Annotated in this window: 18 protein-coding genes and 1 riboswitch; of the genes, 11 read left to right on the top strand and 7 right to left on the bottom strand. The window is 53.8% G+C overall.

Annotation, left to right across the window (positions count from 1 at the left end):
- The 7 genes from HY788_08400 to HY788_08370 form a co-directional block, all read left to right on the top strand.
- Positions 1–1024 (top strand): MtaA/CmuA family methyltransferase (locus HY788_08400; protein ID MBI4774185.1); only part of this gene is annotated, 1024 nt, incomplete at its 5' end.
- A complete protein-coding gene (locus HY788_08395; GenBank protein MBI4774184.1) occupies positions 1021–2655 on the top strand; it encodes a methylamine methyltransferase corrinoid protein reductive activase in 1635 nt (544 codons plus the stop codon). The genes HY788_08400 and HY788_08395, both read left to right, overlap by 4 nt.
- 7 nt (positions 2656–2662) lie before the next feature.
- A complete protein-coding gene (locus HY788_08390) occupies positions 2663–3478 on the top strand; it encodes a DUF1638 domain-containing protein (protein ID MBI4774183.1) in 816 nt (271 codons plus the stop codon).
- A 45-nt stretch (positions 3479–3523) separates the two neighbouring features.
- Positions 3524–4168, top strand: a complete 645-nt coding sequence (locus HY788_08385) for a corrinoid protein (protein MBI4774182.1) — start codon at positions 3524–3526, stop codon at positions 4166–4168.
- A gap of 482 nt (positions 4169–4650) precedes the next feature.
- Positions 4651–5637 (top strand): PAS domain-containing protein, encoded by a 987-nt coding sequence (locus HY788_08380; protein ID MBI4774181.1) that lies wholly within the window; start codon positions 4651–4653, stop codon positions 5635–5637.
- A 163-nt stretch (positions 5638–5800) separates the two neighbouring features.
- Positions 5801–6856, top strand: coding sequence for a uroporphyrinogen decarboxylase family protein (locus HY788_08375; protein MBI4774180.1), 1056 nt, complete (start codon positions 5801–5803; stop codon positions 6854–6856).
- 366 nt (positions 6857–7222) lie between these two features.
- Complete coding sequence (locus tag HY788_08370) at positions 7223–7363, top strand: hypothetical protein (GenBank protein ID MBI4774179.1); 141 nt, start codon at positions 7223–7225, stop codon at positions 7361–7363.
- Here HY788_08370 and HY788_08365 read toward each other — a convergent pair.
- From HY788_08365 to HY788_08345, 5 genes are all read right to left on the bottom strand, one after another.
- On the bottom strand, positions 7360–7962 hold the full coding sequence (locus tag HY788_08365; protein MBI4774178.1) for a DUF3786 domain-containing protein: 603 nt from the start codon (positions 7960–7962) through the stop codon (positions 7360–7362). The two genes, HY788_08370 and HY788_08365, sit on opposite strands and share 4 nt — an antisense overlap.
- A 272-nt stretch (positions 7963–8234) precedes the next feature.
- Positions 8235–9068 (bottom strand): tetrahydromethanopterin S-methyltransferase subunit A, encoded by an 834-nt coding sequence (locus HY788_08360; protein ID MBI4774177.1) that lies wholly within the window; start codon positions 9066–9068, stop codon positions 8235–8237.
- Between the two features lie 35 nt (positions 9069–9103).
- Positions 9104–9433, bottom strand: a complete 330-nt coding sequence (locus HY788_08355; GenBank protein ID MBI4774176.1) for a TfoX/Sxy family protein — start codon at positions 9431–9433, stop codon at positions 9104–9106.
- 274 nt (positions 9434–9707) lie between these two features.
- Positions 9708–10118, bottom strand: a complete 411-nt coding sequence (locus HY788_08350; protein MBI4774175.1) for a type II toxin-antitoxin system VapC family toxin — start codon at positions 10116–10118, stop codon at positions 9708–9710.
- Positions 10118–10372 (bottom strand): type II toxin-antitoxin system VapB family antitoxin, encoded by a 255-nt coding sequence (locus HY788_08345; protein MBI4774174.1) that lies wholly within the window; start codon positions 10370–10372, stop codon positions 10118–10120. The genes HY788_08350 and HY788_08345 overlap by 1 nt, the downstream gene beginning before the upstream one ends.
- Before the next feature lie 194 nt (positions 10373–10566).
- On the opposite strand from HY788_08345, the gene HY788_08340 reads away from it, so the two are divergent.
- On the top strand, positions 10567–11592 hold the full coding sequence (locus HY788_08340; GenBank protein MBI4774173.1) for an MtaA/CmuA family methyltransferase: 1026 nt from the start codon (positions 10567–10569) through the stop codon (positions 11590–11592).
- A 365-nt stretch (positions 11593–11957) separates the two neighbouring features.
- Positions 11958–12042, top strand: a riboswitch (cyclic di-GMP riboswitch).
- 117 nt (positions 12043–12159) lie between these two features.
- Positions 12160–12744: a VPLPA-CTERM sorting domain-containing protein gene (locus HY788_08335; GenBank protein MBI4774172.1), complete on the top strand. Its 585-nt coding sequence runs from the start codon at positions 12160–12162 to the stop codon at positions 12742–12744.
- Between the two features lie 338 nt (positions 12745–13082).
- Here HY788_08335 and HY788_08330 read toward each other — a convergent pair whose 3' ends face one another.
- A complete protein-coding gene (locus HY788_08330; protein MBI4774171.1) occupies positions 13083–16352 on the bottom strand; it encodes a PAS domain S-box protein in 3270 nt (1089 codons plus the stop codon).
- Between the two features lie 606 nt (positions 16353–16958).
- Here HY788_08330 and HY788_08325 point away from each other — a divergent pair.
- Both HY788_08325 and HY788_08320 read left to right on the top strand, forming a co-directional pair.
- Complete coding sequence (locus tag HY788_08325) at positions 16959–17225, top strand: hypothetical protein (GenBank protein MBI4774170.1); 267 nt, start codon at positions 16959–16961, stop codon at positions 17223–17225.
- Complete coding sequence (locus tag HY788_08320) at positions 17225–17761, top strand: DUF1579 domain-containing protein (GenBank protein MBI4774169.1); 537 nt, start codon at positions 17225–17227, stop codon at positions 17759–17761. Before HY788_08325 ends, HY788_08320 begins: the two co-directional genes overlap by 1 nt.
- A gap of 248 nt (positions 17762–18009) precedes the next feature.
- On the opposite strand, the gene HY788_08315 is transcribed toward HY788_08320, so the two are convergent.
- Positions 18010–19719: a hypothetical protein gene (locus HY788_08315; protein ID MBI4774168.1), complete on the bottom strand. Its 1710-nt coding sequence runs from the start codon at positions 19717–19719 to the stop codon at positions 18010–18012.
- Between the last annotated feature and the right edge of the window lie 625 nt (positions 19720–20344).

Here is a 20344-nt window from a genome sequence, read left to right as displayed (position 1 = left end):
GCCGAAGGAGAGATTGTTCGCTACTCTAGACCGCCAGCCAGTCGATCGGATACCTGTAGCCCAGCCTTTACAGACGGGAACGGTGGAGCTGATGAAGTCTTGCAACGCTTACTGGCCTCAAGCCCACTCCGACCCGGAGCTGATGGCTGCTCTGGCTTACGAAGCGTACAAAGTTATCGGCTTTGAGAGTGTTCGCGTCCCGTTCGACATCAACATGGAATCGGAGGCCATGGGATGTGTGCTTAACTTCGCTGCGGGTTCCAACAAAGGCCTGGACATTCAACCCCCCGTTAAAACCCCTCCCATGACGGGTCCGGACGACTTCGAGAATGTAATAGACCCGGATCCTTACAAAGACGGCCGCATGCCGGTCATTCTCAAGGCCATCAAGATTCTGAAGAAGATGGTTCCCGACACCATCCCCATTTTTTCACTGGTTGTGGGTCCGTTCATGGTAGCGGGCCAGGTCCGTGGCGTGGACGCCTTCATGCGAGAACTCATGCGCAAGCCCGAATGCTGCGTGAATGTGATCGAGCGCGCCCATAAAGCCTGTTTGAATTTTGCTCTGGCTCAGGCCGAAGCAGGATCCGACTGCATCGTCATAGCAGACGCCACCGCCAGTCCCGATTTGATCAGCCCCCTCCAGTTCGAAAAGTATGCCAAGCCCTATACGAAAGACATCTGCGATAAGATTCCCATAAGATCCATTCTGCACATCTGCGGTAAGGCGCACTCGATACTGGCGCACATGTCGGAAGTAACCTCGGGCATCTCCATCGACTCTTCGGTCGACATCGCAGAAGCTAAGGGAAAAGTGGGTGAAAACACAGCCGTTTGCGGCAATGTGGATGTAAACACGGTCCTGCTTTTTGGGGATCCACCGGATGTGGAAGCGGCCGTGAAGACCTGCATCGATAAGAGAGTCGATCTCCTGACAACCAGTTGCGGCATTCCTTCAGTGGTTCCCACGGCCAATCTGAAGGCCATGGTCGAGGCGGGGAAAAAATACGGGGCGAAGACATGATCAGTCTCGCATTAGACCTCGGCACAAGCGGTTTTCGGGCCCAAGCGATCGACGCCGACGGAAAAGTGATCGTCACCTCGATATCCACCCGTCATCCTCTGCCGGGCGCCAACGTGATGGACCACCTCCATTTCTGTTTGGAGTTGGGACAGGACATCACCCACAAACTGATCCTTAATGCGGTACACAGGGTAATTCACACACTGCCCGTCGACCTGAACGAAGTCCGGAGAGTGGCCATTTGCGGGAATCCCATTCAGCTCTCCCTTTTTCAAAAGATGGAATTTCGAGATTTGGCCTTTGCAGGCAAGCGTAAACTAAAGAAACTGGGCATCACGGAGCCCATTAAGAGACCGGCGAGAGTCATCAAGGCAGTGGACTTTGGACTGGAATTGCCCGACGATGCGGAGCTTTTCGTCCCACCGGCCGTAAAACATGAAATCGGCGCAGACGCTCTGGCCATGATGTATGTAACCGGATTGTTGGATCGGGACGAATTCGCCATCGTGACGGATTACGGCACAAATGCCGAGATGGCCATCAAACTGGGCGGCGATATCCTGACCGGTTCCGCGGCCTCGGGTCCGGCGTTGGAGGGCCAACATGTCTCCTTCGGCATGTTGGCTCAACCGGGTGCTATTTCCGATATTACTCCTAATGGCAACGCGTGGGATACCGTTGTATTGGGCGCCGATCTTATCAGCGGACGGGGAGTGTGCGTTTCGCCCACGGACGGAACGATCGTTCGCGGCGGAGAACAGTGTCTCAAAGCCATAGGAGTGACCGGAACCGGCGTTATTGCCGCACTTTCGGAAGGCATCGAGGCCCGTATCATTGGGCCCCCCGACATCCGTACTCCGAACCACAGAGTCTACCTGAGCGAAAGCATTTACATGACGGAAAAGGATGTCAAGGAAGCCGGTAAAGCCATAGGCGCCATCCGGGCCGGACACATGACCCTCGTGGAAGAGACGGGCGCCAAATTATCGCAACTCGATGCCGTCTATATGACCGGCGCTTCCGGATATTATGTGGATCCCTTAAAAGCCAGGAATGTCGGACTGATTCCAAACTCGGCGCGCAAAGTCGTTCAGGCCGGCAATACGAGCCTGAGGCTGGCCGCTGAAATCGTTCGAAATCCCCATTTGCTTGATTTGCTCCAACGAGTAGCCGATTCCATTACAGCCAAGCATATTATGTTCGCGGATTCCAAAGCCTTCAAGAACGCCTTTGTCTGTGAACTGGCTTTCTGGAACGAAGGCATGCCGGCCGGGCAGATGAACAGTATGCTGGCCATTTATAACATTCAGCCCTTTCCCACGCCGCACCCCGCACCGGAACTGATACGAATCGCAAACAGGGACATCATAGAAATCGGACCCCTGGGATTGAAGATCGTCGACAAAGTCGGGACGGATTTGAACCTCGATTTCCCGCCGGAGTGTCTAGGACAAGAGTGCCGCAAATGTATTGAGAATTGCCCTGAAGCAGCCGCCCGGGTGGAAGTCGTTGACGGCAAAGAAGTGATTGCCATTCGTTCCGATCTTTGCGACGGGACGGCTTGCCGGAGGTGTGAAATGGAATGCCCAATGCAGTTGTCGTTTGAAAACATCAGAATCAGGGAGGCGTGACGCGGAGATGGTTATAGGGCTTCTGATTTGTGAGGTGCTGGAGGATGAGATGTCTTTTATCATCTCTCAGGACCCGGAACTCGAGAAAGTCACATTTGTTGAAAGCGATCCGGGGGCAGACCTCATTGCCGACCTGAACCGAAGAATCGGTGATCGATTGACGGTGATGAAGGACGTCTCCGAGTTCATTCCCGATCCATCGAGGAGATTCGAAATCCTTGCCCACGTTTTGCGTGTCGGACTGCACATGGATAAAGAACTGCTTCAGAAAGACGTTGCGGATGAGACCAAGCGGCTGGACGAGAAGAGCGACGTAATCATACTGGGGTATGGGCTGTGCGGTAATGTGCTTCTGAATATCGAAGACTTGTTATCGGACGTTAAGTCCCCCCTTGTGATGCCCCGGAATGAGGATGGGAGCAAAGTTGACGACTGTGTGTGCATGGTGTTGGGAGGAACCGCGAACTATCTGAAACACCTGTATGAAGAGGCCGGCACCTGGTTCGTCACTCCCGGCTGGCTCAAACACTGGGAAACCCTCCTCGTCAAGGAATTGCACGCGCCGGACCTCGAAACCGTCAAGTGGATCTTCGATAAGGCGGCGTATAAGAGGGTTTTAATGGTGGACACCGGAATCGGAGATCGAGACAAATTCCGTAGTGAAACGGAAGAATTCGCTCAAAGATTTAACTTTTACATTGATGAGGTCAAAGGGACTTTAGAGCTTTTGAGGAAATCCTTTGATGAGGCCAAGCGTCTCGCGGCATCGAAAAGAAAGGAGGTTAACCAAGGAGAAGATCGTGAAGCATTTGCGGAAGCGTAACTATACCACTGGCTACTTAACTCTATAGTGGGAGGAAGAAGTATTATGTCTGATCAGCTTTTCCAACAACTGATTGATTCAATTGTACTCGGTAAGGTGGATGAGGCCGGCAGTCTGACGCAGAAGGCTCTGGATCAGAACATTGCAGCCATGACCACGGTGGAGAAAGCCCTCATTCCGGCCATGGCGATTGTCAGTGAGAAATATGAAAAAAAGGAATACTACCTGCCTCAAATGCTAATCAGTTCGGATGCGTTTTATGCCGCCTTCGACCTGTTGAAAGAGGAAATCAAGGCTGCCGGAGCGGCGGGAGGTAAAGCTAAGATCGTATGCGGCGTGGTCGAAGGGGACGTTCATGACATCGGAAAAAATCTGGTGAAGACCGTGCTCGAAGCCAATGGCTTCATTTGTGTCGATATGGGGAGAGATGTTCCCGTTGAAGACTATCTGGATGCCGTGGCGAAAGAAAAACCCGACTTTTTGCTGCTTTCCACACTCATGACGCCCACCATGCTCAGTATGAAGCGAACCGTGGAAGGACTTTCGGAAGAAGGTACCCGTGAGGGGGTCAAGGTCATGATCGGCGGCGGTCCGATATCCTGGGATTTCGCCAAGAAGATTGGCGCCGATTTCTATGGAGATAATGAAAAAGAGGCCCTGAGGTGGGCGAACAGCGAGGTAGAAAAATAATAGAGACGTTTTCGTGCAGAGGGTAGTCGTCACAACTGCCTCTTGCTTCTCGTCATTCCGGCGTAAGCCGGAATCCAGGTCGTTTTGGAAACCGCTTATGGACCTCCCGCAGACCTCTGCGGGGGGTGACGAAATCAGGACCTGGATGAGAAGATACGTGGCTGGGGCTTGGGACGGACTTGCCGTTCAAAAGGACTATCGGAAAAGTGAAAGAAGGCCTGCCTTTGAACGGATACACGGAGACTGATTACCCTGCACTAGGGGCTTGTTGTTCGGATTGAAGACTAAAGAACATGTGATCCCGGTTTTGTCCAACTCATAGAACGGATACTCTTGACACCCGGCGTTTCTGAACCACCGGGAAAGGCCGGAGCCGCATGTGATCCGACACAAGAAACTTCTTTCTCGGCTCCGCCTTGGCATAGCCGCAACGTCGAGGCGGCTATGCCGCGTCCTTTTTAACCTCTACAGGACAATACCCCATGGTATCCCCGGGACCCCAAAAGAAGAGCATGGACTCCGGACGGATCAGAATCGAGGCGGATAGAAAACTCCTGTTGTGGAGCAAGACGGCGTTGGACTCTTTGTCCGCCCGAGTGGCCGTTCTGGATGAAGACGGCTTCATTCTCGAGACAAATCGGGCCTGGAAAGAGTTTGCCAGGGCGAGCGGCATCCGAATGCGTCCGGATACGGTAGGGGTCAATTATCTCTCCGTCTGCGACAAGGCTGAAGGGCGCGGCTTTGCTCTGGCCAGGAAGGCGGCCGCCGGCATTCGATCCGTTATTAGCGGGGAATCAGGCGAGTTTGTTATGGAATATCCCTGCCACTCGCCATATGAAAAATGCTGGTACAACATCCGGGTAACCCGTCTGAGGCTCGAATTTGAAGGTCCCATGGGACTGGTGGTCAGCCACGAAAACGTTACCAACGTCAAGCAGGCGCATATCACGTTACGTCGTCGCGATACTGAACTGCAGCTCGAGACCCTGAAACTGGAAGAAGCCAATGCCGCGCTGCGCCGCCGTGAAGCCGATTTAGAACGCGAAGCGCATAAACTGGAAGAAGCCAACGCCGCCTTACGGGTCCTCGTTCGCCAGCGGGATGAAGACCGTCGGGAAATTGAGGAAAAGGTGGTCTCGCAGGTGAAAGAGCTGGTGCAACCGTACCTGGACCGGCTGAAGCCCGGAGCAATGGATCAAAGATACAAGAACCTTATAGAGGTTGTTGAGTCCAATCTGAACGATATCATCTCTCCCTTCGCTCATAAACTCAGCTCCCGATTTCTGAGCCTCACACCATCGGAGATCCGTATTGCCGGGCTGGTTAAGGAAGGTTTTACCAGCAAAGAAATTGCCGAGATACTTTCCATTTCCTCGAAGACGGTTGAATTCCACCGAGAAAATATCCGTAAGAGGCTCGGTCTTAAAGGGCGTAGAGACAACCTAAGAACTCATCTTCTTACTCTATAAGAATCCCAGTAAATACCTGGTAAAATGTATGGATATTTCTGGGGTTCATATCCATCCTGCTTCATTGTATAGTAACTAATCAGTAGTCGAATACTACGGAAGTTGTCAATCCAGGTTGCATGCCTATTAACCACATCACCTACCAAGGAAAGGAGGTAAGCTTATGACGCCGTTGGAACGCGTTGTGGCCACACTTACAGGACAAAAACCGGACAGGGTGCCGGTGATTCTCTATTACCAGAGCATGCTGCAAAGGGACCTGCAATTTCTGGATTACACTTGGGAGGAAGCGCTCTGGCATCCCCGAAAACTGTTTCAGGCCGTGGAACGACAGTATACCGAATATGAGTTCGACAATTTCTTCCTCCCCTGCGATTTCCGGATCGAGGGAGAAGCCCTGGGCTCGAAAGTCGGTTACACGCTGAAGACGGGCGGCGGAATGCGCATGGGCTTCATCAAGGACTGGGTGGTCAAAGAACCCAAAGATGTACTGAAACTGAAACCCGCCGATCCGGAGAAGGACGGCCGAATGCCCGTGGTTCTTGAAACCATTAAGCGACTCAGACGAAAATACCCTGACGTCGGGATCGCCGGGTTTGTGGAAGGTCCCCCGGATACGGCCACGGACGTATATGCCGGCCATTACAAAGGGTTTTTTGTCGAGATCGTCAGAAACCCGAAGTTTCTGCACGACCTGTTGGAGGTGGTCACCGAATCGGCCATCAACTATGCAAAAGCCATGATCGGCGCAGGCGCCGCCGCCATCGCCACGGTCGAGTCCATGATTGACGAGGCCGTCAGTCCCGATCAGTATGAAGAGTTCGTTATTCCCTATCATCGAAAGATTCGAGATGCCATTGCGCCCGTCCCTTACGTCTTTCACCAGTGTGAGGACGCCACGCCGTTTTTTGACCTCATTGTCAACAAAGTCGAACCCGCGGTCGTCGCCTTCCATGAGCAGGTCGATTTCAAGTGGGCTAAAGAGAAATACGGGGACAAGGTCATTCTGGCGGCCGGCCCGGCGGTCTCCAAGGCCGGTAACAACCTAGTGCATGGAACACCTGAAGATGTCATTAAAGAAGTCAGGCATTACTTGGATATCGGAATGCCCGGAGGCAAGTTCTGGTTAACGGCCAGTTGTGAAGTGCACCACGATGTGAAGCCGGAAAACCTCAAGGCGCTGGTCCAAGCGGCGAGACTGTACGGGACCTACAACTAGTACGGGTATTCACAGGGGATCCTCGAGGGGTCACCATCCACCACGGGACCATTCCCGGATCCCCTCGGGAGTTGGTGAGTCCGTATCGGACATACTTCAACGTGAAGAACGGTGATTTTGCCCAGATCACTAAAAGCTTGACGGCATCGTTTCGCACTCCTTTGCACGGCGCGCCTCCTGTTCGATTCATTCCGAGTCGGTCAGGAGGCGCGTATCAATAACTACCGTCAATGATACATCTTTTGGAACAGAGAACCGGGAAGGAGGACCGTTTAGCGGCCCCGAACCACGAGCATGTATAAGATCGTCGATCATAGGACCGGTTGGGAAAGCCGTAACCGGTTTGAGTGTATGAAAGATGCCGGAATGGTACTGGAGGAGATTCGGACGGAATATTACGACAACGCAACTGAAACGGACCCGCCCTTTTCTAGAACGGTGGTCCCGGCGAATTACACCTGGCAATGGGACGAGGAAAAGCGCAAGTACGTATGGAAGCGATTCTAACGAGTTACGATTTCCACGATCCGTTTGGCCGTGTATTCCCCCACGTCCGCAAGTCCGTCCACAGGCATGAACAGCTCGGCGTTGGAAGCAAGAAGGCAGGTGACTGAGGCCGGGAATTCCTCGTCGGCCAAATAGAAAATATACTGCAAGGGGACCTTGGGCAAGGGATACAAAATAAAAGAAGAGTCTCCCTTCGTCCCTTCGCTCTCTTTCCCATCAAAAACCGAAAGAAGGGTTTCCTTGTTTTGCCGGATGCCGGTTACATAGGGAATCAGGCTTTTCTCGGAGCGGGCGGAAAAAGCTCCGTGGTAGGGGGTAGTTCCTTTGATCTGTTTGAAGGACTTGACGGGCTCGATCTGAACCGGATCTCTGACGGCATGGAACACATACAGAGCGATCAAAACGCCGATCGGTCCCGTTATGGGCACTCCCCCGAGGGTGATCCCATCGGGACTGACCGTGCATGGTTGCCCGAACGCCTTGAAATGAAACGAGTCCTTTTCTCTAATCGCAAGCAGGCGCTGGTCCATGTCTTCGGGGAGCTGATCATATCGCCGTCTTATGTACTCCCGTTGGATCTTCAGTAGCTCATCGCTCATGATTTTCCCTCCCGTATCCCCGCGTCCCGTCACCCGTTTCGCGCGGACGGCGACTTCCTTTTCGGCAGCACTCCTTCTTCCATGAGAAAATGAATGGTGCACGAAACGCGGAATTTACAGTGAAGATCAGGCCCCGGACATTGAACGCACTCGTCGCACATGTATCGGGCATCACACTGGCAATAATAGGTTCCTTCGCGTTCACGGTGTCTGTAACAGGGTTGTTTCATGAGGTTGGAGTACGCTTTTCGCGTTTCCTGTGTCCAAGAGACCTATTCCAGGAGTCTCGTCAATGCCGCTCGTTCCATTTCGCGCCCCGGAACCGTCAGCAGCGGGCAGTCTTCAATTCGAACCCGGCTTTTTGCCAGAGCCACTGCGAAGGCGAGGCAGGTCCGCTTACCGCATTCCCTGCAATTGTCGCCCGGCAAGAACTTATGCAGGATGAATCCCATATCCATAGCGGATTTCCCCGGATTCATACCGGGTTGGGGCTGAGTCACCTTGTATACGATCTTGTGATGGATCGGCGGCTCGGGATACGCACCCACATCGTACACCGTATACCCCATGAACTCTACCGGAGCTTCCTGAAAGCAAGACCAGACCGCCTTTCCGATGGTCTTTGGGTTCAGGCCCGGCGTTTTGAGATCCGTTTCGCCGGGTTTGCAGAGCAGATCGATCACCCCCACGATTTGATTCCTGAATCGGTCAATGAGATGCATCGGTATATTATAAAGGTATGGGGTCGGAGCCGTGGCGCCGATAATGTGCTTCCCTTCATCAACCCCGTTCTTCATTAAACACAGAAGGGTCGCTCCGGGAAAGTGCCCCTCCGATTCCCTGCCGCACAGCACGATGTAGCGGATGTTGGGGTTGCCCACCACGTTGCAGATCATCTTCTCCAAACCGACGTTTTCAGTTTGAAGCATACCGGAAATGGCGGCCCCGGCGTCCAGTCCGGCCATGACCAGGCTTTGAAGATCGAGCGGCACTTTGTACTCCAACGTATCCAGGATCGTGCAAACGGCCACGGGCGCATAATCATTTCCACGGGTGAACCTACCCTCTTCCGGCGGATATCCGTCCACAGGCTTGACTTTCAGCACGATGGTCTCCTTTGCTAAGCGGGTCCGGAGTTCCTTCATTTGGGGGGCAGCGTCTTTACAAACCGCTCTGCTTTGCGCAGCCAATCGCCGAGCTCCTGATCGGTGATGAACCCTTCCTTTTCCACCATGACCCACCCCTTCATGGCTTTTCCCGTTATGTCGAACTCCTTCACATGCTTCCGCCTCAGTGCGCGCTCCGCTTCTTCCGTTCCCAGCCTGAGGATCATGTAATCCTTGTACACGCCTCCGACCATATTTCCATTGAGCAGATGGCACACCCCTCCGAACATCTTTTTGCTGGAAACGCCTTTCCAGCCGGAAACAGCCTTCCTTATTCGGGAGTCGATATCTTGGTCGTACGGCATCTCCATCTCCTCCCTTCGATGCGATCCGCGAACCGGATTATTGGAACCGTTTGATCTTTTTCGGATCGTTCGGACCCTGCTACTTGGGCTTTCTTGTTTCAGACCCTAGATGGTAAAAACCTGCCCGGCCGGCCGCGACAGAAAAGGAATCAGGCCCCCCTATCGAGGACATCCCGTGTGGAATTCCGGATAATAGCTACGGGTTGACTCTGCCCGCTCGGCGACGGTTGAACTCGAACCTGCCTAAACACGGCAGCGGTGAAAAAGGACAGCTTCACTCCACTCCTGAGAGAATGAACTCTGCAGAGCGGATATCGGTCTTGGAAAAATCATCTCCTTTGTACAGCAATGCTTCCCCGGCATATTTCGCCAGAGCATACGAACAGCAATCGCCAATATTCAAGCCTGCAGGGTGACGACGTTTTCCATATGTTCTCCAGGCTACTCTGGCAATCTGGAATTGTTCTCCATTCATAGGAATGATATCAATTCCGGCCCGGTGAACTAGAAGGTCGAATTCGCGGCCTCCAGCCTCGCCCTTTTTGACTTCGATGACCACCCCCGTCTCCAAAGCCGTAAATGCACTGATGAGGCGTTTCGGGTCCCTCGCAATGGCTTTCGCAAAGATCTCGGCCTCTTTTTCTCTGAGAAGAACGGCGACCAACGCGGACGTGTCAATAACCATTAATCCGGAACCCCAAAGTCGTCGTAATCCAGGATCTCTTCCGGTGAGCGCGGATCCTGGTCCGGCAGCATACTGCACCGCTCGGAAATCTTCATAATTTCCTGAGCCGTATCGGAAACCATCCTGCGGCCCTTGAGCCGTTCGAGACGTTCTTCCAGGGCATGTATGATGGCCTGAGTGAGGTTCTCGCCGCTCTCAGCCGCCACTTCCCGTGCAAGCCGTTCAGCCCGTGCATTTCGAATACTGATCGCCATCCCGACATCCCCGTCCCGTTATGATTGTATAGAATATATAACACTATATATACTCTCGACGTCCTTTGTCAACGATACGCCCTCACGATGAGGTTTCATCCTTTTCGGGTCAATGCCTTTCGTTGATCGAAGGCAAACTTGACGTTATGATGCCCATTCGATACCGTCTTCCTTTAGGAGGTACCGTATAACAAATGAAACCCACACCGCGTAATCTCGTCATGGCCGCCTTATTCGGAGGGCGGAAGTCCGTGCGTCCGCCCGTGGGAAATCCCACTTCCATTGTGTGTCACGGACTCATGGAAGCCGCGGGGGCGGGATTTCCGGAAGCCCACCTGGATCCGCGCGCCATGGCCGATCTGGCGTTAGCCGGACATGAAGTCATCGGATTCGACACCATCATGCCGGAGTTCAGTGTCCAACAGGAAGCGGCCGCCCTTGGGTGCACCGTGGACTGGGGTCACCGGAACATGATGCCCAATGTCAAAGACGCGCCCCACCCCGATCTTTCACCCGTCGATATACCGGATCATCTTCTCGAGAAACCGTCCATGCGGGTGGTCCTGGACGCGCTTTCCCTGCTCCGGAGGGAAGCTGGTGACCGCGCCGCCATTGTAGGCAAAGTCATGGGTCCATGGACACTGTCCTATCACCTCACCGGTGTCGAACGCTTCCTGTTGTACGTGGGCAAATCCGGCCGGAACCCCGAGTTGAAGGATCGGCTGAAACACACTCTGGATCGGCTTGCGCCCGTTACCATTGCCTTTGCCAGGGCACAGTTTCAGGCCGGAGCGGACGTGGTCGTAGTGGCGGACCACGCCACGGGAGACCTCGTGGGGCCGCACCATTACCAAGAATATCTACTTCCGTTGCACAAAATGATCACGTCGGAAATCGGTGGACCGTTGATCCTGCATGTGTGCGGGAACTGTGCGGACCGCCTCGAACTATTTGCCGAAGCGGGATTTGACGCCTACCATTTCGAACAGCAGATCGACGCCGTAGAGGCCGTGCGCAGAGTGGGAAACCGGATGTCCCTGGTGGGAAACATCGACAACGCCAATGTGTTGTTCCAAGGCTCCCCGGAAGACGTCTACCGACAGGCCCGCTACGCCATCGAGGCGGGCGTTTCCATCATCGGCCCCGAATGCGCCATACCGCTGGAAACCCCCGTCGAGAATCTCAAGGCCATCGTCGAGGCGGCGCGTCAGGGATACTAAGGATAACCCGCGAAAGAGTCTTTTTGTTACACCGCACCCACTCTGCTTCCGCCGGGGGAAAACGTTTTCCCGGTTTGCCGACCTGGTCACCCATTTCCATCCTCCGATCCTCTCCCAGGGCGGTTCCTCTTTCCCGGTTGCAGCTGCAAGCGCCGTTCGAGGCGGGCGCGCGGCTCGTTGGGATACGCCCTGACCGGCGGTTGTTCCTTCTTTCTCGACTGTACGCAGAGGGAGCGCCGGCGGTGCGGCTTCCGGATCGGCCAACATAGTCACCATTTCTTCTGTACATTATTTTTTACATTAAATTAGGTACTTATTTATCTTGACAACGCTTCATGTCTTCATGTAATCTGTAGATAATCAAATCATGATATGGCCAAACCCGTCGTGAGACGGGGACGGAAAGCCACGGGTCTCATATGTTCCTGAAGAGATAGCCGGGTTGCCTTGATTAGGGTGACTCGGCGTTTGTTTTTGGGAGGGGCTTTCATTCACGTTTGATCGATTCAACGGGGCGGATGCGCCGCTCCGGCGGCAACCCGCTTCAAACCGGGTAAGGAGGTTTTTATGAGAAAAAGTTTGGGTTTCCTGTTGGTAGGTTTGTTTGTTTTTTCCATGACCGGGTGGGCTTTCGCTACCACTTATACGTTCAACCCATCCCCCAGTGCGGATCTTTGGGACCTAGATCATGAAAAATACTATACCTGGGGTATAAACTGGTCGATACCGGATGGTGAAATCATCGAAAGCGCTTCCCTGTTTTTCGATAACATCCGAAACTTTGACTCGGGACCGAATGATCTATGGGTCCATTTGTTGGATTCAGCAGCGGCAGGAGTAGTGGTTGGAACGGACAATCAAGGCGGAGGCGATTACTTCTCCGGTCAGGGGATACTCTTGAACCACTGGCAGAACCTGCCGGCCACGGCTCACGACATTACTTATGATTTCACTGCCGGCCAACTTGCCGACCTGAACGCCTTTTTCGCGGATGGAAACGCCGGCCTTGGTTTCGACCCGGATTGTCATTTTTACAACAGTGGGATCACGTTAACGATCGAGACGGCTCAGGTCCCGATCCCGGCTGCCCTATGGCTTCTGGGCTCCGGGCTGCTGGGTCTGATCGGTATCAGACGCACAAAAAACAGGTAGAAGCAGCTACCTTTAGCAGAAGGGCGAAAAACGGGAGGTTCAACGTAAGGTTCCACGGACCGTTATGTTGAGCCTCCATGCGTAGCAGCGTCATTCCATCCTCTCGAAATCAAGTGAGCGGATCGATTGGGACAATGGTCTCGGAAGGAGATTCCTTTCCGTTTGCCGGGTTTCACCCTACAGATCAACCTGCATTCGGATCGTTGATAAGATTTCCGAAGATAACGTTCCACTCATCCAGCTCAGATATCGCTACTAACGTCCATCGACCGGAGATCTGACGGCCGTGTACCACGAACCCCTCACTCATCCGACTCAGAAGCCGGGAACCGCACGAGTCATTTGGCGTCCCTTGCCCTATCCAGTAGCTCCCTGATGATCTTAGCCAACTTTGACTTATCCACGGGCTTTATCAGAACAGCGTCGATCTTCATATCTGCTTGTCCGGGGCCTTTCAACTTTTCACTGAATCCAGTGCACAGAATCACCGGAATCTCGGGCCGGATCGCTTTGACGGCCCGGGCCAGCCTGTCGCCGGTCATGCCCGGCATGGTCATGTCCGTGATCACCAAGTCGAAGTCATCCGAGGCCGCACGAAAAACGTCCAGCGCTTCGACACTGCTGTCTGTGGCGGTAACGGCGTAACCCATGCGCTCGAGGCTTTGCTTCTGCATCCTCACAATGGACGATTCGTCATCCACAAAAAGAATATGTTCCGTGCCTATCGGCATTTTTTCCGTCAGGGAGACGTTTGATTCGGTTTCAAGTTTACTCTCCAAAGGAAGATACACATTAAATGTGGTCCCTTTGCCTACCTCGCTATATACCGTAATATGCCCGCGATGAGCCTTGACAATCCCCCGCACCACGGCGAGCCCGAGCCCGGACCCCTGATCCGTGCTCTTGGTTGAAAAATAGGGGTCGAAAATGTAATTGATGTGCTCTTTTCTGATCCCATGCCCGGTATCGCTAACCGACAATCTTACATAAGAACCCGGCTCCAGTTCCGGATAATGGTGCTTAATGCGTCCATCGAAGCGAATGGATTCGACGGTGATTCCCATTACGCCTCCGTTCTCCGCCATGGCATGAGAGGCGTTGGTGGCAAGGTTGATGATGACCTGATGGATCTGAGTCGGATCACCGTTCACAGTCAACCGCTTCTCGCTGAGGTTGGTTTCTATTCGAATCGACGTGGGTATGGTCGCACGCAGCATGTTCATCACTTCTTTGACGAGTGAGCAGATATTGATAGGCTTGCTTTCGTCCTTGCTCTGACGAGTAAAAGTAAGGATCTGCTTAACAAGATCTCTGGCCCTGAGGGCGGCAACGAGGACTTCTGAAAGATTTTGATACAGTTCCGTTCCTTCTTGGACGTCATCCAGGGAAAGCTCGGTGAATCCTATAATGGACGAGAGAATGTTGTTGAAATCATGGGCAATTCCTCCGGCCAGAGTGCCGATGGCCTCGTGTTTCTGCGCCAGGTAAAGCTGACTTTCATATTTTTTCCGCTCTTCCTCATCTTTTTTCCGGCCGGTGATGTCCCGGCATACGCAGAACACCAGCTTCCCATCGGCGAACCGCGCTGCATTGGTGCTGATCTCGACGTCGATAAGGCTGCCGTCTTTGCGGCGGTTACGTGTCTCGAAGTGATCGCCGGAGGCATCGACCGCGCGAACCATCTCCATCAATTGATCCCTCGTCCATTGAACGTCCCAGTCCCAAACGTGGAGCTGATGCATTTCCTCCATGGAGTAGCCGAGCATGCCGGCATATTGGCGGTTCGACTCGTATACCTTGCCGTTCTGATCGATGACTACGATCCCGTCTCTGGACTGTTCGAACAGAACACGCCGCCGCATGGCTTCGTCCTTCAACGCCTCCTCCGCCTCCTTGCGCTCGGTGATGTCCTGAAATGTCCCCCGGAGTTTGATGCATTCGCCGTCATCAAACACGGGCTCCCCGGTTGCCCGGCACCATAGACGCTTTCCTTTGGCCGTGTTTACCCTCAACTCGAGGTCAAAGGGTTCACCTTCTCTCACGCATTTCCGATAGGCCTCCTTGACCATACCCCGGTCTTCAGGAGCATAGTAGTCCAGGTGTTTGTTCGGGCTCGGCGGGGAATCTCCTTCAATCTCAATGATGTCATAGAGGGCTTGAGTCCAGACGGCCTTGCCCGTTTTCAGATCATTCACCCATCCACCGATTTTGGCCATCCGTCCGGTATCGTTGAGTATTTTTTCACTCTCTCGAAGGGCGGCTTCCGCTTCTTTGCGCTGGGTGATGTCTTCGGCAATTGCAGTGTGATAATCCGGCTCCTGACCCGGGGCCCACATGGGCGACACCGTCAGATTCACCCACACAACCGATCCGTCTTTACGGAAGTAACGCTTCTCCTTCGAGAATTCTCGGATCTCCCCCTTTAGCAGCAGTCTGATGTTTTCAAGGTCCGCATCGAGATCGTCCGGGTGCGTGATCTCCGGAAACGTTTTTTGCATCATTTCTTCCAGGCTGTATCCAAGAATATCGCAATAGCGCCGATTGATTCGCACGAATCGGCCCGTTCTGGACTCGATCTGTGCAACGCCCACGGCGGCCTGCTCAAACACCGTCCGGAAGCGGGTCTCGCTTTCCTTAAGCTCAAGTTCCGCTTTCTTTCGGTCTGTGATATCCGTAAACATGGCAAAAGCGCCGTTGAACCGGTTGCTTTCGTCAAACATCGGCGTGGCGGATACATTTGACCAAAGCGTGCTCCCATCCTTTCTTCGAAATCTCCGTTCGTAGGTATCCGATTTCCCGCTGCGACGATCGGCCATCTTTGTCGCATGATCCGCCAAATCTTCCTCAAATAAGAAATTCGTCACGGGCCTCCCGATGATTTCACTCTCATCGTACCCGAAGAACTCCTCCAAAATGTGGTTCACGTACGTCACTCTGAATTGGGCGTCAAAGGTCCAAATGCCTACATTGGCCGTTTCAACGATTCGACGGTATCTCGCTTCGCTCTCCTTCAACCGGTTTTCCATCTGTTTTCGTTCATCCTGTCGGGCCAACAGTTTTCCGAAAAGAGCGGTGGCAAGAGGAAAAATCACTAATACAGGCAGGCTGATATCAGAAAGCACGCTCCGTACAGCGGACTCTGGCAGCGCAACGGTCCAGAAAAGCATGACGACATGGACTGCAAGACCGAGGAGAAGCAACTCGGCAAAAGACAGATCGCTTGGCTTTTTCCTGTTGAAGTGTCTCCACGCCAGGCCGATGCCCCCTGAGCTGAATATAACGGCAATACCCATCCACATGCCGGCTCCCCCGAGATGCCATCGGAAGGCGCCGGTCAAAAGCATCGCCGTCAGCGTCGGAACGGTTCCAAAGAACAGGCCGGATATGCAAAGCAACACCGATCGGGTGTCGAACACGATTCCCTGCGTGAATTTCAAGGAGGTCAGCATCACCACAATGCCGATGGCGCCCAGTACGATCCCGGTAAGGATCTGATCCGTTGCCGGATTCCTTCCCAACCGCCTCAGGAGAACGGTATCGTAGAACAGCACCAAGGCCAGAAGTAGGGCCGTATTATTGATAAGTCCGATGAAGGTTGATGACGTCAACGATAATTCCAAAAAAATGGGATAGTTGCCAACGGCGGCTCCGCCTTTATAGATGCCGCCCTCGACTCCTCTTCTGATCCATCGGCGCTTTGATCGAAAACCTTAATACCTCCGCGTCCACCTCGCCGGGAACGTGAGCCCAGTAAAGCAAAACCGGCTCCCCGTAGTCGTGAGTGGACATACAGTTTTTCGACCCTCGAAATACACTCTCAACACCATTTTATTCCGTTTCAGGGGGCATAAAATGTCTTCTAATCGTCGGCTCTAAATCACTGTACAAGATCTTTTGAAATCGTTCTTCCCGGACGCTTCCCAAGGAATCCGGAAAGAACGCGTTGCTCCTTTTTCTGAGGATAGGACTTTGCACTTGGATATTCAACGTGTTGCAGCACTGAAAAGCGGGGGCGAATCACGGGTGAAAACTTGAGGAAGCAACCCAGAGCGCCCCGGGACGACATGCATTCCCCTACCGGGCTTTCTGCACGGGAACAACCGACCCGATCGATTGCCTGCCTCGGCAGTCTGTGAAAACATCCGCATCACGACTTAGGAATTCATTTTTACCCGGAATCCGTCAAGGTTCAGTTTAATTAAAAGGGAGCAGTGGTGAACCTGTTTGACGAAGCGACTCATTGGATCTCCACAGGATTCGAAATGCTCGGGATAGGCATTATCGTGTCAGGCGCCATGATCGCAAGCACGCTATTCCTCATTGAATGGAAAAAAAGGAACCTCTTGGGCGGCAAGACGAAGATGACGTTGAGGCATTCGGCTAGTGAGCCCATTGATGAAAAGATGCTCAGGGATATGGAACAAGGGTGGAACGAATCGTTCGATTCCGAACCGGGTAAAACCTATACGAGGAGATTGTAATGAGCAAAGCAGCGAAAGAAGAAAAAAAAATGGACATGCAGGCAATGATGGAGGTCTACATGAAGCTCGGAACTCCGGGCGCTCCCCATAAGCTTTTGGCGAGCATGGCGGGAAGTTGGACCACCCGAAGCAAAATGTGCATGGATCCCGATAAGCCCCCCATGGAATCCACCGGATCGAGCGAGCAGAAAATGATCCTGGGCGGACGTTACCTGCAGCAGGAGTTTACCGGCGATATGATGGGAAGTCCGTTCACCGGCCTCGGCTTCGCCGCGTATGACAACCACACCAAGAAGTATGTGTCCACATGGATGGATTCCATGAGTACCGGCATCTTCTTCTTCGAAGGGACGGCCGGCGCGGATGGTAAGACGATTACCCAGGAAAGTGATTACGACGATCCCGTTAAGGGTCCCATGAAGTATCGTTCCGTGACCCGGATCGTGAACGCCAATACCTTCGAGTTCCAAATGTACGGCATCGACAAGACCGGCAAGGAAGAGAAGATGATGGAGATCAGCTACATCCGGAAGTAACGAGAAGGGATGGTCCGTTATTCAGAGGGGCCCGTCCTCCGACACAAAGAGCGCACAGAAGAAGCACGGACCCATCCCCCTGAATGGATACAAGAAGAGGTTAACCGGACTCATCCGCCGATTAACCTCCGTTTTTTTTCAGTAACGTCCCCAACCTCGCTGAGAGGGTCAGGGCCCCTAGTACTCCTGCGCCCAGGTAACAAAGGCTTCCGACCCCAGGTTGACTGTCTGGATCAGCCAATCCCGACCTACTGAACAAAGGCCTGGGTCGTGGCCACCAGCCTGGGCGCCTTTCCGGCAACATCATACTGTCCCAGGAAACGGGTGGTCAGTTCGGTTCCATCCTGCCTCAAGTTCTCTGCAAACGGATAGGACACGGCCTGATAGAGGAGCTCGGCCACAACGGTCAACCGCCCGGCGCTTCCCGATACATCCACCTGATATGTGACCCGGTCCTGTCCGGCCGTGAAATTCCCGTCATCCGCGGCCTGGCCCCATGCGGCCACGTCCACTGGAGCGGACAACTTGTCAAACCCTACGGGCAACAACCGGTTGTCCTTCGCATAGGAATAGGCTCTAAGCAGCGTATAAGTGACGCGGCCGGAGCTGTCGAGCATAATGGGCTCGTAGATCTGGACCTCGTCCACTGAGGTGATGAGGTCGTAATGAGGTTCGTACGCATCAGGGTCCGCATCGGCGTCGTTTCCGGCGATACTCCCATTCGTTTGGGGAGCGCCCGACTCGAAGAGGACCCGGCCCGCCCCGTCCTTCACCGTGACGTGCAGCCAAGAACGCCTGGCCGGAATTCCGCTGGGAAACTTATGGCCCGATCGGTTTTCAACGGTTAGGTTCAACGTCAGGAGGCCTTGCTCAACGGACGCCGAATCGATGACAACCGTGGCGGTCTTCCCCTGCAATTGCGCATCGGTCCTGGCTATGGTCGCGTCCAGGTGCGAAGCGTCTGCCGTCACACCCAGTGCAGCGCTGTTCGCCTTGAGGAGATTCACCATGAAAGCGTTCCCGCCGACAAAATGATGCTGCCCGAAGGGACTGCGCGGGGAAAGCCGTCTCGGCCGATTGCTGATGACCACGGATCCGTTGGCGTCAGGCATATGGCAGTCCTGACAGGTCTTGACGGTCAGGCCTCCGGCGCCCTGGACTGCATGCTCCCATTCGAGAAACGTGGTCTGCTCCGGGAACTCGCCGAGGACGTTCCCACCGGCGTCCACCGACGGTGTAAAGAGGGTGTGACAACTGCCGCAAAGGGCCGAATCGATCGCCTGGGTCCCGGCCGTAGGCGAAAACCCGGAGTGCATCTCCATAGGGTTCTTGAAAGGATTGTTATAGGGACCGAAAGCAAGGCGATATGGAGGCGAGCTGAGCGTATCGATGATATAAAGACCGGTGAAACTGTCAATCGTACCGAGATTTTCCTCCTGCACTTGATGACAGAGGGTGCAGGACACGCCGTCCATGGCGGCCGTATGGAGGGGGTGATTCGCGTTCAGGAATCCGGGGGAGAGCACGCTCACTTCCGTCCCGTCCGTCATCGCCTGATAGCGCGCCATACCCATATGGCAGCGGGAGCATTTTTCTTCAATTACCGCTTTGAGAGCCGGGTTGCGACTGATTTCCGAGCTGATCTTCGCCTGCCACAGGGGATCTTTGGATGAGTTGCCCATCATGGTGGATCTCCAGTGGGCGTCGATGGATACGTTTTGTCCGGCACTATCCGTGAGTCCGCTGTGGCACAAAGCACACACGCCGGAACCGACAAAATCCGCGGTCTGGAAGGTGCTCAGGGTCGTACTCATCATGCCTCCCCCTCCTCCTCCACCCCCACCGCCGTGTCTTCCACCAACGGCTTGACCGGATAAGGCAAAAACGACTCCAATAGAGCAAATCACAAACAGCATCCCCACACGAACCTGGTTCCTTCCCATTACTCTTTCCTTCATTCCGTACCCCCTTTTGCGGGTTTCTGACTTCCGGAGCCGGCGGGACGGCTCCATTACTTGGCCATCGCCTTCTCTTGAGCATAACCCTTGTTTCCCCTCCTTGACCATGCGGTGAACACCCTATTTGGGGCGGCTGTTACCCTAGCCTGGGCAAGCACGAGCTCATCGGATCAGGAACGGCTTGACTTTGATTCAGTTCGGTCACCTAAATGGATGTAACGCACCACGGAGATCAGTCCGGGATTGTCGCCGCCGTCCGGCAATCCACCCGAACAAATCGCAAGAGAGGCGCCTTGTGGATTTGAATCATCCTTATGAAAAACTGGGTTTGTTCTGCTTAGAACGGACAGGGACAATTTGGATCGCTTTGAGCGCCACGGGATGTCTGGTTTGAACTATTCCACCTCGGAGGTTTCCCATCAGCAGCAGCTGTTGCAACGAGTGTAACGACTGAATTGCACACCGACTCCACGGTCTCCGAACTATTTCCCGGATACAGCGGAATGACGGCTGGTCGAGGCTGAGCCAACGGAGCAAATCTTCTCTTGGCTCAAGTTGATCTTGTGTGACGGTTACTCGGCTTCGAAATCAGAATCTCGAGCCTCCCCCGAACGATACAGATTCA

The sequence above is a fragment of the Deltaproteobacteria bacterium genome, from assembly GCA_016208165.1.
Taxonomy (GTDB): domain Bacteria; phylum Desulfobacterota; class Desulfarculia; order JACQYL01; family JACQYL01; genus JACQYL01.
This window is presented reverse-complemented; position numbering and strand designations above follow the sequence as displayed.